Raw genomic sequence first — 13,709 nt, 5'->3', positions numbered from 1 at the left:
TACGTTGGATCGGTGACCTCTCTGACCGAGCAGACCGCCGAAAAGCACATCGTTCTCGAACGTGACGGTGACGTCGCGATCATCCGCCTCAACCGGCCCGACCGGCTCAACGCCTTCACCCACCAGATGGGGGAGGAACTGATCTCCGTCTTCGATGAGACCGACGCCGACGACTCGGTGCGTGCGGTGGTGATCACCGGGACCGGCCGTGCCTTCTGTGCGGGCGCCGACCTCGGTGGCGGTGCAACCACTTTCGAACTCGAGCAGCAGGAGTCGGGTGACATCCCCCGTGACATGGGCGGGCAGGTCACGCTACGTATCTTCGAATCACTCAAACCTGTGGTGATGGCCATCAACGGCGCGGCCGCCGGCGTGGGGGTGACCATGACCTTGCCCGCCGACGTCCGCATCGCCTCTGACGACGCCAAGTTCGGTTTCGTCTTCGCGCAGCGGGGGCTGGTCCCGGAAGCGGCATCGACCTGGTTCCTGCCGAAACTCGTCGGCCTGCCCACCGCCCTGCAGTGGACGATGGGCGCGAAGATGGTGCCGGTGGCCGAGGCCCACGAAAAGGGGCTGGTGCAGCAGGTGGTGCCCAAGGACGAGGTGCTCTCGACGGCGATCGCGGTGGCCCGGGAGATGACGTCGACGACGGCGCCGGTGTCGGTGGCGTTGACCCGGCAACTGCTGTGGCGGATGGCCGGCGCATCGAGCCCCTGGGACGCCCACCGCGCCGACTCCAAGGCGATCTACTACCGCGGCACCATGGCCGACGTCGCCGAGGGCGTCACGTCGTTCCTGGAAAAGCGGCCGGCGACGTTCACCGATCGTGTGTCAACGGACCTGCCGGAGATTTTCTAACGGCTCGGGTCTCACATCGGCAGCGGCTGCGCGTTGCGCTCGCGCAGCATCAGGGTCATCTGGCCGATCTCGTCGCCCTGCTCGCCGATCATGGTGAGCGCGAGCTGTTTGGTTGCCGAGCTCGACCGCGGATCGTTGTAGGCGGCCTGTGCCATGTCGAGGCCACCGTGATGGTGTCGAATCATCAACTGCAGGAACAAGACCTCTGCAGCGCGTCCGTGAGCGGCGGCGAGCCGGCCGAGCTCGTCGGTGTTGGCCATCCCGGGCATGGGAGGCCCGTCGGAGTCGGTCGGGCCGTGTCGATGGCCGGGTCCATCGCCCATCCATGACATCGGTTCGTCGGACGTCATCGGCGCGGCGAACCAGGTCAACCAGCCGCGCATGGTGGCGACCTCGGCCGTCTGCGCCGCGACGATGCGGTCGGCGAGCCCGCGGACCTGAGGTGCGACGTCACGGGAGAGGCTCTGCGACATCAGGATCGCCTGGTCGTGGTGAGTCGCCATGTCCTGCGCGAACCCGATGTCGGTGACACTCGGCGTGCGGTGCCCGCCCGAGTCGCGATGATTCTCCCAGGCCACGCCGATCGCAACCCCCATCGCGAGGAGGAGCGCGGCGACCCCGACAACTCCGACGATCCGTACCACGGTGGTGCTCATCCGATGTTCGAATCCTGATCGTCGGGTGGGGTGTAGACGCGCGGACTCAGTTGCAGGGCATAGAACCCGCCGTCGGAGCAGGTCGTCCAGATCTGGTTACCGCGCCACTCCGGAGGCGACAGGCACCAGTCGGTCGCCATGTCGCCGCCGATCAGCATGTGGGTGCGGGGTCCGATCATCTCGTGAAACGCCACTTTGCCGTTGGCGATTGACATGCCGAGGCTGAGGAACTCCACCGCGGGGAATCCGGCCGCAGACGCGAGAACGTGCGGCGAATTCGGCAACTCGACGATCGTCGCGTTCTTCTGCGCGGGTGGGTTGAAGTAGCCGATCTCCCTGATCTGCTTGATGTTGCGGATGTCGAACACTCGAATACCCGATGACTCCCAGGAACATGCGAGGGCGGTGGGGTTCTGCGGGCGATCCACCGCGCAGTAGTGCGGATTGCTGCTGAACACACTTCCGCCCATCGACGACCGGAGGTTGGTGTCGAGGTTGCTCGGCAGGTTGATCTCCAGTTTGATCTGTGCGACGTACCCGGGCTCGTTCACCTTGCTGACATCGAAGAACTTCACCCCGCCGGAGCCGAGTTCGTCGATCGTGATGATGTGCGGTCGGCCGCGGTAGGTCACCGGGATGGTGTGCTGGTTGACCTGTCCGTCCGGCCACAGGTAGGCGACGACGTGGGGCACCTGCGGATAGGGTGAACGACGTTGCACCGCACTGATATCCAGTACCGTCACCCCGGCCGCATTCGACAGGTACATCCGGTTGCCGTCCGGGGTGATGCCGAAACCGTGTCCGAGGAAACTGTGCAGTCCCTGCCAGATCACCGTCGGTGCGGCCGGATTCGAGACGTCGATGGCGCTGAGGTGGCCGGGGAAGATCCCGGACGCCCAATAGGTACGACCGTCTGGCGAGAACCCGCCCTCGTGCGACGTGAACGGAAGCGGTGACGATGTTCCCGGGCCACGGTTGAGCAGCTTCGGCTTGTCACAATCGGAGATGTCGTAGATCGAGAAGAATCCGCCGCCCCAATTGAGTGGAACGGATGTCGCGGCCAGCAGCTTTCGCTCCTTGTTGACCTTGAGGGTCTCCCAGGTGCCGCCGCGCATGGCCGGTTCGGCGAGGGAGCCGACGATCCGCGGGTTCCGAGGGTTGGTGACGTCGACCACCTGCACACCGGGTTGCGGTACCAGGTTGGTGCCCGGGAAGAGGCTGCCGGTGTAGCTGCAATGGTCGAAGGTCACCGACACGATGCCGCCGCCGGCTCCGCGCACGGTGCCCAGCTGCGACATGTTGCATCGGTATCCCAGTCGGCTCCGTCCGGAGTTGCGGTCCTCGGCACTGACGTCGCCCTGCAGGCCGGGCTCGGGCAGCGAACCCGGACCGCACTCGGCCTCCGGTACCGCGACCTCGGAGATGTCGGGGAAGTAGTGGGTGGCCGCGGCGGCCGGAGCGGTGCCGAGGATCGACAGCACCATCGCGATCACGGCGACCAGGCAGGACAAGCCGATTCGGCCGCGGGGCCGTCCTCGATGCTCGTCGGGCATCGATCGGTCAGACATGCCGACTCCCCCTGGAACTGGATCTGTGTGGTGGATCACATTAGACGGAAAGCCAGATCCGTCTCGCGAGAATGAGAATTCTCGACACGGTCGGACGACACCGCGCTAGAGCGACCCCTCGGTCGGGCGGAGTCGTACGGGACGGCTGCCACCCTGTCGCCGCCATGCGACAGCCCCGAGGAGTGCGGCGACAAAACAGGTGGCGGCACCGACACCGAGTCCCACTCGCGCGTCGGTGGCCTCGGAGATCGCGCCGATGATCGGGCCGCCGATCGGCGTCGAACCCATGAATGCCACCGACCACAGCGACATCACGCGCCCGCGCATCTGCGGGGTAGCGGTGAGCTGCAGGGTCGCGTTGCCGGTGGACATGAACGTCACGCTGAGCCAGCCGACGAAGAACAGCGCGATGATCGCGAAGGGCAGCGACGGGGCGAGCGCGGTCGCGGTCATCGTGACACCGAATCCTGCGGACGCGATGGTCAACGGTCGCAGTCCGGTGGTGCCGCGGGCCGCCACGAACAGCCCACCGACCACGGCTCCGACGCCCATCGCCGAGGTCATGTATCCGAGGGCCTGTGGGCCGCCGGCGAAGGTGCCCTCCGCGGCGGCCGGGATGGACACCTGGAACTCGTAGGTCAGCGTGCCGACGAGAGCCATCATCACCAGTGGAATCCACAGCGACGGCGAACCACGCACGTACCGCAGACCCTCTCGGAGTTGGCCTTTGGCCCGCGCGACCGGCGCCTCGTACTCGATGGTGTCCGTGTTCATTGCCACCAGGGAGATGACGACCGCGACAAAACTCGCCGCGTTGATCGCGAAACACCACCCGGCGCCGATCGTCGCGACCAGAACACCGGCCACACCGGGGCCGATGGCCCGGGCGGCGTTGACCATCACCGAGTTCAGCGTGACCGCGTTGCGGATCAGGTCCTCACCGACGACCTGGTGGATGAACGCCTGTCGGGCGGGATTCTCGAATGCGTTGTTGAGTCCGAGCAGGAGCGCGAGGACGGCGATGTGCCAGATCTGCACCCAGCCGCCGACGGTGAGCGCCGCGAGCGCACCGGCGAGCAGACCCATGACGGTCTGGAGGGTGATCATCAGGCGGCGGCGGTCGACACGGTCGGCGATGACCCCCGCATATGGCCCGAGGAGCAGGATCGGCAACGCCTGCAGCGCGACGATGGCACCCAGTACCGACGCCGACCCGCTGAGCTCGAGGACCAGCCACGCCTGCGCGGTCATCTGCATCCACGTGCCCGTCATGGACAGCGTCTGGCCACCGAAGTAGAGCCGATAGTTGGGGTTGGCGAGGGACGCGAAGACTCCCGTCGCGGGTCCGCCGCCCGTACTCAGTCCGGGCGTACGTTCGGTGGACACAAGGTTCCACTGTATGCTTTTGCCCTCGCTGGTTGAGTAGCCCGAGCCGCTAGGCGAGGGCGTATCGAAACCCCCCTCACGCCACCGCACTCACCCATTTCGACGACTCCCGCCCGGTCCAGTTGGCCAGGCGTTCGGTGGGCCCGGCCTCGGCGCGGGATTCGACGACCGCACCGAATGGCACCGCGTCATCCTCGCGGATCTCGGCCGGGATGAACTGCCGGGCGACGGCGAGTACCGGCTCCACGATCGTTGGGTCGGCCTCGGCCGGCTGCCCGGTGGCGACCGCGAGATCCCACCCGTGGACCAGCGTCTCGCTGACGTACCCCCAGAGCGCTGCGGCTCCCGGTACCTCGCCCCACGGCACCTTGACGGTGCGCGCGAGCGTGGAGTCGTCGGACCAGACCTCGACGGCGCGGCCGACGGTCTCGACATACGCCGCCGCGTCGTGCCGGTCGGCGAACGACGGCAGGGCCAACGCATCGGCTCCCGACCCCAGCGCGACGGCCTTGTTCGCCGTCGCGACGAGGTGTGCGGCCAGCGTCTGGACGTCGAAGTCCTCGCACGGCGTGGGGGAATCGAGCTGGTCGTCGGACACCGCGGACAGCAGCTCGAACACCCAGGTGGTGGCTGCTGCGTAGGCGGGTCGCGGATCGGATGGTGCGGTCATGACGATTCCTCTCGTTGTGGCTGGTGACTCCCAGTGAAGGCAATAAATACGACATCTTCTGTCATGTTTTGAGGGAAGATTGGGGACATGCGGGCGGAACGTCTGATCGCGGTGATGATGCTGTTGAAGAGGCACGGTCGAATGACTGCGGCGGCGATCGCGGATGAACTGGGTGTCTCCGAGCGCACCGTCCTGCGCGACATCGACGCCCTGTCGCTCTCCGGGGTGCCGGTCTACGCCGAGCGGGGCCGGCATGGCGGGTTCGCGTTGCTGCCGGGCTATCGCACGGATCTGACCGGGCTGACGGTGGACGAGGCGACGTCGCTGCTGGCCGGGACGGGCCGGTTCGACTCACCCGCCTTCGCCAGCGCGATGCGCAAGGTCGCGGCGGCAATGCCGGAGGCCCATCGTGATCGGGCGGCCGGGGCTGCCCAGCGCGTGCTGGTGCGGCCGGAGGGATTCGTCCGCGCACCTCAACGTCAGGACGCGCTCGCGGAGCTGCAACAGGCGGTCTTCGACGGACGACGCATTCGGTTGACCTATCAGCGACCCGACGCCGAGCCGCGTCGACGGGTCCTCGATCCGGTCGGACTCATCGTCGCAGGCGACACGTGGTATCTCGTCGCGAATTCCGAAGGCCGCGAACGCATGTATCGCGTCTCACGAATGTCCCACGTCGAGGTCCTGGACGAGCCGGCCCAACGCGAGGCGGAGGTCGACCTGGAGGAGATCTGGCAACGGCACCGGCGGGAGTTCCGGGCGTCGTTCGAATCGGTCGACGTCATCGTCGAATGTGCCCGCGCGGACATCGACCGTCTCGGCCGGATCGCGACCCTGACAGAGGTGGAAGCAGTTGGTGACCGCGACGCGGTACGGGTCGGCCTGCGATTCGCCGACGGCTCCCGTGCAGCGACTCTCATCTGGGCCGCGTGCTTCGACGTTTCGTGCGAGGTCGTGGCGCCCGAGTCGATCCGCGACGCCGTGCTCGAGCGTGCCCGCGCGATGGTCGGCGGAAAGTCTTCGTGAGCGTCGACCGTTCACCGGACGCGGGACGAGGCCGCCAGGGCATAGGATCTCCGGAGCCAATCGGACACGCCTGAGACGGGGGTATCGAACACCATGGCCAAGCGCCTGATCGTGTGCTGCGACGGAACGTGGAACGCCTTCGGGCAGAAGAATCCGACGAATGTCGTGAAGATCCACACCTCGATCGCGCCCACCGATCGAGACGGTGTCATCCAGAAGCCGTTGTATGTCGCCGGAGTCGGCACCAAACCGTGGCAGAGGATTCGTGGCGGAGCGCTCGGATGGGGACTGTCCAAGAACCTCAAGAAGGGATACGGCGAACTCGTCGACCTCTACGAGCCCGGTGACGAGATCTTCCTGTTCGGATTCAGCCGCGGCGCCTACACCGCCCGCAGCCTCGCCGGTTTCATCCGGAACAGCGGAATACTCAAGCGGGAGCACAAGGACCGGATCGATGAGGCGTTCGAGCTCTACCGCGACCGTGACGGATCGTCGGCGCCTGCGCAGCAGCGGGCCACCGAGTTCCGAGCGGCCTACTCGTATGAGACACCCATCGAGTTCATCGGGGTGTGGGACACAGTCGGGTCACTGGGGATTCCGCTCGACGGGTGGAAGATCTTCGACAAGTTCAACGAGCGCTGGGCATTCCACGACACGCAGCTGAGCTCCACGGTGAAGGTGGCCTACCACGCACTGGCGATCGACGAGAAACGCCGACCGTTCGAGCCGACGCTGTGGTCGCCCAAGCCGGATCGCCCCGACGACCAGATCATCGAACAGGTCTGGTTCTCCGGCGTCCACTGCAACGTCGGCGGCGGCTACGACGACAGCCAGATCAGCGATATCCCGCTGGTGTGGATGATGGATCGGGCACGCCAACACGGACTCTGCTTCACCGAAGGCGAGTCCGAGGATCTTTCGGGTGCCACCAGGCTCAGGGCGACCGCGGTCGACGCGATCACGACGTTCCTCCTCGGCACGAACGCGTTTGCCACACCGCTGCAGGAATCCCGGAAGGGCTTCTACCGCTGGTTCTTCAAGCCCTTCTCTCGGACGATGGCGCACGCCGACGAACAGCACGAATATGCGGCGAGCAGCGCGACCCAGCGCAGAGCCCACGTCGACACCTACGATCCGGAGAATCTCGCGGCTTACCTGAAGCGGGGCGGGAAGGAGATGGAAGTCGACTTCCGGCCGACGCGGTAGCGAATCAGGCTCGAGTCCCTTCGGCGCCGACCGGTTCGCGAGGCCGCGTCAGCTTCCGCACCGCGAACCCGAACAGAGCGGCCAGCGGGAACATCAGGATGCCGTAGACCGCCGGGGCGATTGCCATCTCCGAGTTGTCGAGCGCGGTGAGCGCCACGGCGATGGCCAGCGTCGAATTGTGGATTCCGACCTCGAAACCGCTGGCGATCGACTGACCGCGGGTCAGTCCGGCAACTCGCGGCACGAGGTAGCCGAGGAGTAGCGAGAGTACGCAGAACAGGGTCGTGACGACTCCGACGCGGGCCAGGTACTCCATGGCCTTCTCCTCGCCCAGCAGTGCCCCGAGGACGACGCCGATCAGCAGGACGATGGACACGATCCGCACCGGCTTGTCGGCCCGTGCGGCGAACTCGGGACGGCGGTGTCGGACTACCATGCCGAGGATCACCGGGATGAGGACCACGGCAAAGACCTGCAGGAGTTTGGCAGGCTGCATTCCGACGGATTCGTCGGAGCCGACGAAGTGGTTCAGCGCCAGGTTGACGACGATCGGCAGGGAGATGAGGCCGAGGAGCGAGTTGATCGCCGTCAGCGTCACATTCAGTGCGACGTCACCGCGGAAGAGGTGGCTGTACACGCTCGACGTGGTGCCGCCAGGAGACGCGGCCAGGATCATCAAGCCGACGGCGAGATAGGGCTCGAGGTCGAACACGACCGTCAAACCGAACGCCACGAGCGGCAGCAGCAGCATCTGGCAGCCCAGGATGACCGCGATTGCGCGCGGGTTGTGGGCAACCCGCCGGAAATCGGCGACAGTCAGCGACAACCCCAACCCGAACATGATGACCGCCAGGGCGATGGGCAGTCCCACGGCGACGAACGACGATTCCATCAGCTCTCCTCGGCTCAGGGTGAATCAGATCGATCATGACATCGCGTACCCGTGCCCGGGCGCAAACCGTTCCGACTCAGTACCTGTCGCGACCAACCAGATGAGGTACTGGCATCAACTGGGGCAATTCCCCATGTGGTTTACCTCTCGGAGTTCAGGGATCATCCAGGGTTGCACCCCGATGTGGTTGCGCCAGAGTGCGTGCGACCGTGGTCGCATGGCTGTCTCCACTCCGATTCGCCGGGCCCGACAGGTCCTGGTATGGCTGCACGTGCTCTCATCCGTGAGCTGGATGAGCCAGGCCCTTGCGATGATGGTCCTGCTGTTGCAGCACAACAGCGCCGATTCCGCGGCCGCGCATCTCCTGGACACCACCGTGCTGGTGGTGTCGGCCAACGCCTCTGCCGCCACCGGGTTCCTGCTCTGCGCGACGACGTCGTGGGGATACTTTCACCACTGGTGGGTGGCGGTGAAGTTCGGTATCACCGTGGTCCAACTCTTCGTGGGTATCGCGATCCTGTCACCGGCGCTCAACAGTGCGGGCGGTTCGCCACCACCCCAGCTGATCACCGGGACCGTGATCATGGCCTCGCTGATCGCCTTTCAGGGTTGGCTCTCGATCGGCAAGCCATGGGGCCGCATGTGGTTCCGGGTTCGCGGTGGTTCGCCCGGCCGAGCGCCGATGCCGCCGACGGGTGTGATCGTCGTGGCCCCGGCCGCCGTGCTCGGAGACGTCGCGATCTTCGTCGTTGTCGGACAGCCCATTCCGATCTGCTCGTTGGTTGCGCTGGTGATCGCCTTGGTGACGCGACGCGATCGGCATACGGGCCGGTCTCGACGGCCTGCAGCGGCCGCCGACATAGCGAGGGCGCAAGCCAGCGGCGGGGCGTCGTAGTGCGTCTGCTTCGGTCGTCCTATCCGGTCGGCGTCGTCGTGACCCGTTCCTGGGCGAGGGCGTTGATGACCTTGCGCGCATTGGTGATACCGGACTCGATCGCACCGTCCACGACGACGCCGTTCCACCCTTTGGCGTAGTCGGCACCGGCGAAGCGCAGTCGGCTGGCGTCGTCGGTGTCGAAGTTGCTCCAACCGTCGAAGAACTGGCCGGAACGCAAGGTCGCCCAGGTCTGGCCCGACCATTTGTCGGCCACCCAGTCGTGCCCGCCGCAGTCGATGACGGTCAGGTCGTCGCGCCAGACGTTGATCGCTTTCTGGGCGGATGCTTTGTCGTCGAGGTCGATGGCGGTGTGGTCGGAGCCGAACCCGACCAGAATGGTCGCGTCTTCGTCCTCGAGGAAGTATTCGCTGCGCAGCAACGAGATCGGATTGTCGCCGGGTGCCCCGGCAATGATCGAGTGGTGTCCCGGAACTTTGATCCAGATCTTGAAGCCGACGGAGTTGGTGCCCTCGTCGATGACCTTCTGCTGGGCTGATGGAAGCGGCGGATCGAACGCAACATGCTTCAACGCTCCGATGGGCACGGTCACGATCACAGCGTCAGCGGGCACGACGCTGCCATCAGTCAGGGTCACCTCGACATCAGAGTTGCGGTGAGCGATCCGCGTAACGGCGGTGTTCAGGGAGACCTCGGTGCGGAGGTCGGCGGCGATGGATTCGTACAGGCCGCGCATACCGTTGGTGAGCTTGAACCGTAGCGTCTGTTCGTCCATCAGCGAGCTGCGGTGGTCGCTCAGTGCCGCCCAGTGTTTGGCCATGAGCGGTGATGCTGTCTTCGTCGAACCCTGGTAGCCGGCCGACCAGTACGAATCGGCGAGGTCGATCTCCTCCTGCGTGAAGTCGCCGTTGCGCAGACAGTCGAGCACGCTTCCCTCATCGGCTCGGCGGAAGCGATCCAGCAGTTCCGGATCGGCGGTCGGGTCCTGCAATAGGGCGAATGGATTGTGCGGGTAGGGAAAGAACTCACGCGACCCTTCGAAGATCTTGTCCTGAAGGCGGGTCAGCGCCTCGTCGAGGTCGTGCTCGGTCCCGCGGTGCACTGTTCCCTGGCTCACCCAATAGGCGTCGGCGATATCAGGGCTCGGATAGATCTCCTGCCCGTAGCGGGTGATCTCTGTCCAGACGAACGGCTGCATCCAATGCACCCAGGTGGCGCCCATCTCGAGCGGATGCCCGCCGAGCCGTTCGTCGGTCCATGCTCGGCCGCCGACGCGGTCGCGGGCTTCGACGATTCGCACGCTGACGCCGGCGGCTTCGAGTTCGCGTGCTGCGATCAGTCCGGCGAAGCCGGCGCCGACGACGACGACCGAGGGGCGGTTGGTGGTCATGAGGTAAGTCCTTGCTGTGTTCGGGTTTACGGGGCGGGCTGAGTCGTAGGTCGGCCTGGCATCAGGCGGAGGCCAGTTCGCGGCGCCTGATCACCCGCTCGGCGAGGCAACCGCCGACAAATGTGGCGGCGATGATTGCCAGGAAGACTCCGGCGAGAGCGGCGGACCCGCTGATCAGCGTGGTGAAGTTCGCTATCACGAGTGTGGTGATGCCGAGCAGCCCGATTGTGCCGAGCACCGGCGCGATTTTGGTGTGCCAGACCCGGTTGTCGGTGTCGCAGCGACGGAAGTAGGCGATGATCGCGATGCTGGTGAGGATCATGAGGAGCAGGATCGCGACAATCGCCACGCCGGCCATCCAGGTGAACAGTTGCAGGACGGGATCGGCCCCGGCGAGAGCGAATACGCCGACGAGCAGGAATGCGGTGATCGTCTGCAGCGCCGAGCCGGCATGCGGAGATCCGTGCCGGCTGTGCACGGACATGAACCTTTGCGGTGCGACGCCGTTGCGCGACAGCGCGAAGGTATACCGGGCGATGGCGTTGTGGAAGGCGAGTAGTGCGGCGAAGAGGCTGGTCACCAGCATTACCATCAGGATGTCGGCGGCGACCGAACCAAGAAACTCCGAGGTGGCGATGAAGGTGAGGTCGGCGGTGTCCGACTGGGCCGCGGCGGCGACGTTGTCGCTGCCGAATGCCAGCACCACGGCCCAGCTGGCCAGAGCGTAGAGCACCCCGATCGAGATCACAGCGGTGTAGGTCGCGATGGGCACGGTGCGCTTCGGATTTCGGGCCTCCTCGCCGTAGATGGCGGTGGCCTCGAAGCCGACGAAGGAGCCGATGGCGAACATCAGCGCGATGCCCGGCGAGCCGGACAGGAAGGCATCCGGGGTGAACGACACGGCGTCCACGCCGTGCGCACCTCCCTTGACCACGACCCCGACGATCAGCGCGACGATGAGCGCGATCTCGGCGATGAGGAGCACCCCCAACACCTTGGCGCCCAGATCGATGCTGCGATATCCGAGCACCGCGGCGAGTGCCATCAGGGTGAACGCCCAGAACCACCAGGGGAGGTCGGGACCACCGAAGCGGACGACGACGCTCTGCATGGTGGATGCCGCCAGGCCGTAGATCGCGGCCTGGATGGTCGTGTAGGCGAGTAGGGCCAGCGCGGCTGCACCGAGACCGGTGGACCGGCCCAGGCCCTTGCTGACGTAGGCGTAGAACGCGCCGGTGTCGGTGACGGAGCTGCTCATCGCCGCATAGCCGACGCTGAACACCAGCAGGACGGCTGCCGCGAGAATGTACGCAGCCGGTGCACCGGCGCCGTTGCCGATCGCGATCATCACCGGAAGTGATCCGGCCACCGCTGTCAGCGGTGCGGCGGCCGCGATGACGAGGAACACGATCCCGGCGACGCCGATCGAGCCGCGGAGCGAGGCACTGGATGACGGCGGGGAGTTGGTGAGGGAGTGGTCGATCATCGAGGCTTCCTTCGAGCGCGGAGGGCTGTAGTTCTACGAACGTAGAACGAAGTGTTGTGATGCACGCTACTGCTTCGAGCAGCTCTCCGGAAGGTCTGTGGAGTCGGGAATACCTTTACAACGACCGATAGCGACGAAAACCGGGGTGGGCGATGGCTTGTCGCCGTCGCGCACCCCGGTCGTGTTTCGGAGAAGTCGGTTCCTTACAGCACCACGGTGACTGTCTTGGTCTCGGTGTAGGCGAGAATGCCCTCGTAGCCGAGCTCGCGGCCCACGCCACTGGCCTTGACGCCGCCCCATGGGAGCTGTGGCGCGAGCGGCGACCAACCGTTGACACCGATGGCTCCGGCCTCGATCTGCCCCGAGATCGTGTGTGCTCGAGACACATTATTGGTCCACACGGTCGCCGACAGTCCATACTGGTTGTCATTGGCGAGCGCGACGGCCTCGTCGTCGGAGTCGAACGGCACGACGATGCCGACCGGTCCGAAGATCTCCTCCTGGGCCACGGTCATGCTGTTGTCGCCGGCGAGCACTGTCGGTTCGACGAAGTAGCCCGGACGGTCCGGTGCGGAACCACCTGCGATCAGCTCGGCACCCTCGTCGGCGCCCTTCTTCAGGTACTCGACCACGCGATCACGCTGGCGTGCACTGACCAGCGGGCCCATGGTGGTGGCCGAATCGAACGGGTCGCCGATGACTTGGGCTTCTGCCGCGCCCTTCAGTCCACCGAGCACCGAGTCGTACACGCTGCGGTGCGCGAGGATTCGCGTTCCGGCGGCGCATACCTCGCCCTGGTTGAAGAACAGGCCCATCGCGGCACCCTGGATCGCTGCCTCGAGGTTGGCGTCGTCGAAGATGATCTGGGGTGCCTTGCCGCCGAGTTCGAGCGCAGTCCGCTTGAAGTTGCCGGCGGAATTGCGCAGGATCGCGCGGCCGGTCTCGGTCGATCCGGTGAACGAGATCTTCTTGATGCCGGGATGGACGGCGAGGGCTTCGCCTGCAACCTTGCCGAGTCCGGGCAGGACGTTGACCGTGCCGGCCGGGAAGCCGGCTTCCGCAATCAGCTCCGCGAGGCGCAGGATCGACAGCGAGGCGTCCTCGGCGGGCTTGATGATGACGGTGTTACCGCACGCCAGCGCTGGTGCGAGCTTCCAGCCCAGGATCATCAGCGGGGCGTTCCACGGCACGATCGCGGCGACGACGCCGAGCGGCTCCCGACGTGTGTAGGCGTGGGTGGGCGCCGGGCCACCCATGTAGCCGTCGTTGGAGATCAGCTCGCCGTTGATCTTGTCGGCCCAGCCCGCGTAGTAGCGCAGGGTGCCGATCAGATTCGGGATCATCAGGGCGGCGCTCGCGCCGACCGGACGTCCCATGTCCAGCGATTCGAGGGCGGCGAGCTGGTCGAGGTCACGCTCGACGAGATCAGCCAACTTGTTGAGCAGCTGTCCCTTTCGCGAGGGGGCGAGTGCGCCCCATTCGCCACGAAAAGCGGCAGTGGCGGCGTCAACCGCGGCGTCGACCTCGACGGCGTTCGCCGACCCGAGCTCGGCGAGCGGCTGCCCGGTGGCCGGGTTGAAGGTGGTGAACGATTCGGCGGCAGCGCGCCATTCACCGCCGACGAACAGGCCGGTGTTGAGGGTGGAAAGGTCGATCATTTCCGGTACTCCTTGTTG

12 protein-coding genes are annotated in these 13,709 nt (G+C 65.9%); 4 read left to right on the top strand and 8 right to left on the bottom strand.

The window, feature by feature from the left end; translation table 11 throughout:
* Positions 1–12 precede the first annotated feature (12 nt).
* Positions 13–858, top strand: a complete 846-nt coding sequence (locus V1Y59_RS02625; protein ID WP_330503286.1) for a crotonase/enoyl-CoA hydratase family protein — start codon at positions 13–15, stop codon at positions 856–858.
* An 11-nt stretch (positions 859–869) separates the two neighbouring features.
* On the opposite strand, the gene V1Y59_RS02620 is transcribed toward V1Y59_RS02625, so the two are convergent.
* The 4 genes from V1Y59_RS02620 to V1Y59_RS02605 form a co-directional block, all read right to left on the bottom strand.
* On the bottom strand, positions 870–1,514 hold the full coding sequence (locus V1Y59_RS02620; protein WP_330503285.1) for a DUF305 domain-containing protein: 645 nt from the start codon (positions 1,512–1,514) through the stop codon (positions 870–872).
* On the bottom strand, positions 1,511–2,998 hold the full coding sequence (locus V1Y59_RS02615; RefSeq protein WP_330503559.1) for an LVIVD repeat-containing protein: 1,488 nt from the start codon (positions 2,996–2,998) through the stop codon (positions 1,511–1,513). The genes V1Y59_RS02620 and V1Y59_RS02615 overlap by 4 nt, the downstream gene beginning before the upstream one ends.
* 189 nt (positions 2,999–3,187) lie before the next feature.
* Positions 3,188–4,468, bottom strand: a complete 1,281-nt coding sequence (locus V1Y59_RS02610; RefSeq protein WP_330503284.1) for an MFS transporter — start codon at positions 4,466–4,468, stop codon at positions 3,188–3,190.
* Between the two features lie 76 nt (positions 4,469–4,544).
* Positions 4,545–5,138, bottom strand: a complete 594-nt coding sequence (locus tag V1Y59_RS02605; protein ID WP_330503283.1) for a TIGR03086 family metal-binding protein — start codon at positions 5,136–5,138, stop codon at positions 4,545–4,547.
* Positions 5,139–5,225: 87 nt separating this feature from the next.
* On the opposite strand from V1Y59_RS02605, the gene V1Y59_RS02600 reads away from it, so the two are divergent.
* Together V1Y59_RS02600 and V1Y59_RS02595 are read left to right on the top strand one after the other, a co-directional pair.
* The gene (locus V1Y59_RS02600) at positions 5,226–6,164 is read left to right on the top strand and encodes a helix-turn-helix transcriptional regulator (RefSeq protein WP_330503282.1); all 939 of its coding nucleotides are present in this window, start codon (positions 5,226–5,228) and stop codon (positions 6,162–6,164) included.
* Positions 6,165–6,257: 93 nt separating this feature from the next.
* Complete coding sequence (locus V1Y59_RS02595) at positions 6,258–7,370, top strand: T6SS phospholipase effector Tle1-like catalytic domain-containing protein (protein WP_330503281.1); 1,113 nt, start codon at positions 6,258–6,260, stop codon at positions 7,368–7,370.
* A 4-nt stretch (positions 7,371–7,374) separates the two neighbouring features.
* On the opposite strand, the gene V1Y59_RS02590 is transcribed toward V1Y59_RS02595, so the two are convergent.
* On the bottom strand, positions 7,375–8,262 hold the full coding sequence (locus tag V1Y59_RS02590; protein WP_330503280.1) for a bile acid:sodium symporter family protein: 888 nt from the start codon (positions 8,260–8,262) through the stop codon (positions 7,375–7,377).
* Positions 8,263–8,479: 217 nt separating this feature from the next.
* Here V1Y59_RS02590 and V1Y59_RS02585 point away from each other — a divergent pair, with 217 nt between their 5' ends.
* Positions 8,480–9,157, top strand: coding sequence for a hypothetical protein (locus V1Y59_RS02585; protein WP_330503279.1), 678 nt, complete (start codon positions 8,480–8,482; stop codon positions 9,155–9,157).
* Positions 9,158–9,176: 19 nt separating this feature from the next.
* On the opposite strand, the gene V1Y59_RS02580 is transcribed toward V1Y59_RS02585, so the two are convergent.
* The 3 genes from V1Y59_RS02580 to V1Y59_RS02570 all read right to left on the bottom strand — a co-directional run bounded on the left by V1Y59_RS02580 (position 9,177) and on the right by V1Y59_RS02570 (position 13,691).
* Positions 9,177–10,547 carry an NAD(P)/FAD-dependent oxidoreductase gene (locus V1Y59_RS02580; protein WP_330503278.1) on the bottom strand — a complete coding sequence of 457 codons (1,371 nt, stop codon included), beginning with the start codon at positions 10,545–10,547 and terminating at the stop codon, positions 9,177–9,179.
* A gap of 61 nt (positions 10,548–10,608) precedes the next feature.
* Positions 10,609–12,033: an APC family permease gene (locus V1Y59_RS02575; protein WP_330503277.1), complete on the bottom strand. Its 1,425-nt coding sequence runs from the start codon at positions 12,031–12,033 to the stop codon at positions 10,609–10,611.
* A 203-nt stretch (positions 12,034–12,236) separates the two neighbouring features.
* A complete protein-coding gene (locus tag V1Y59_RS02570; RefSeq protein ID WP_330503276.1) occupies positions 12,237–13,691 on the bottom strand; it encodes an aldehyde dehydrogenase family protein in 1,455 nt (484 codons plus the stop codon).
* Positions 13,692–13,709: the final 18 nt, after the last annotated feature.

The sequence above is a fragment of the Gordonia prachuapensis genome (genome assembly GCF_036350515.1).
In the GTDB taxonomy this organism is placed as follows: domain Bacteria; phylum Actinomycetota; class Actinomycetes; order Mycobacteriales; family Mycobacteriaceae; genus Gordonia; species Gordonia prachuapensis.
Note: the sequence above shows the minus strand (reverse complement) of the source record. Positions and strands in the feature narration are given on the sequence as shown.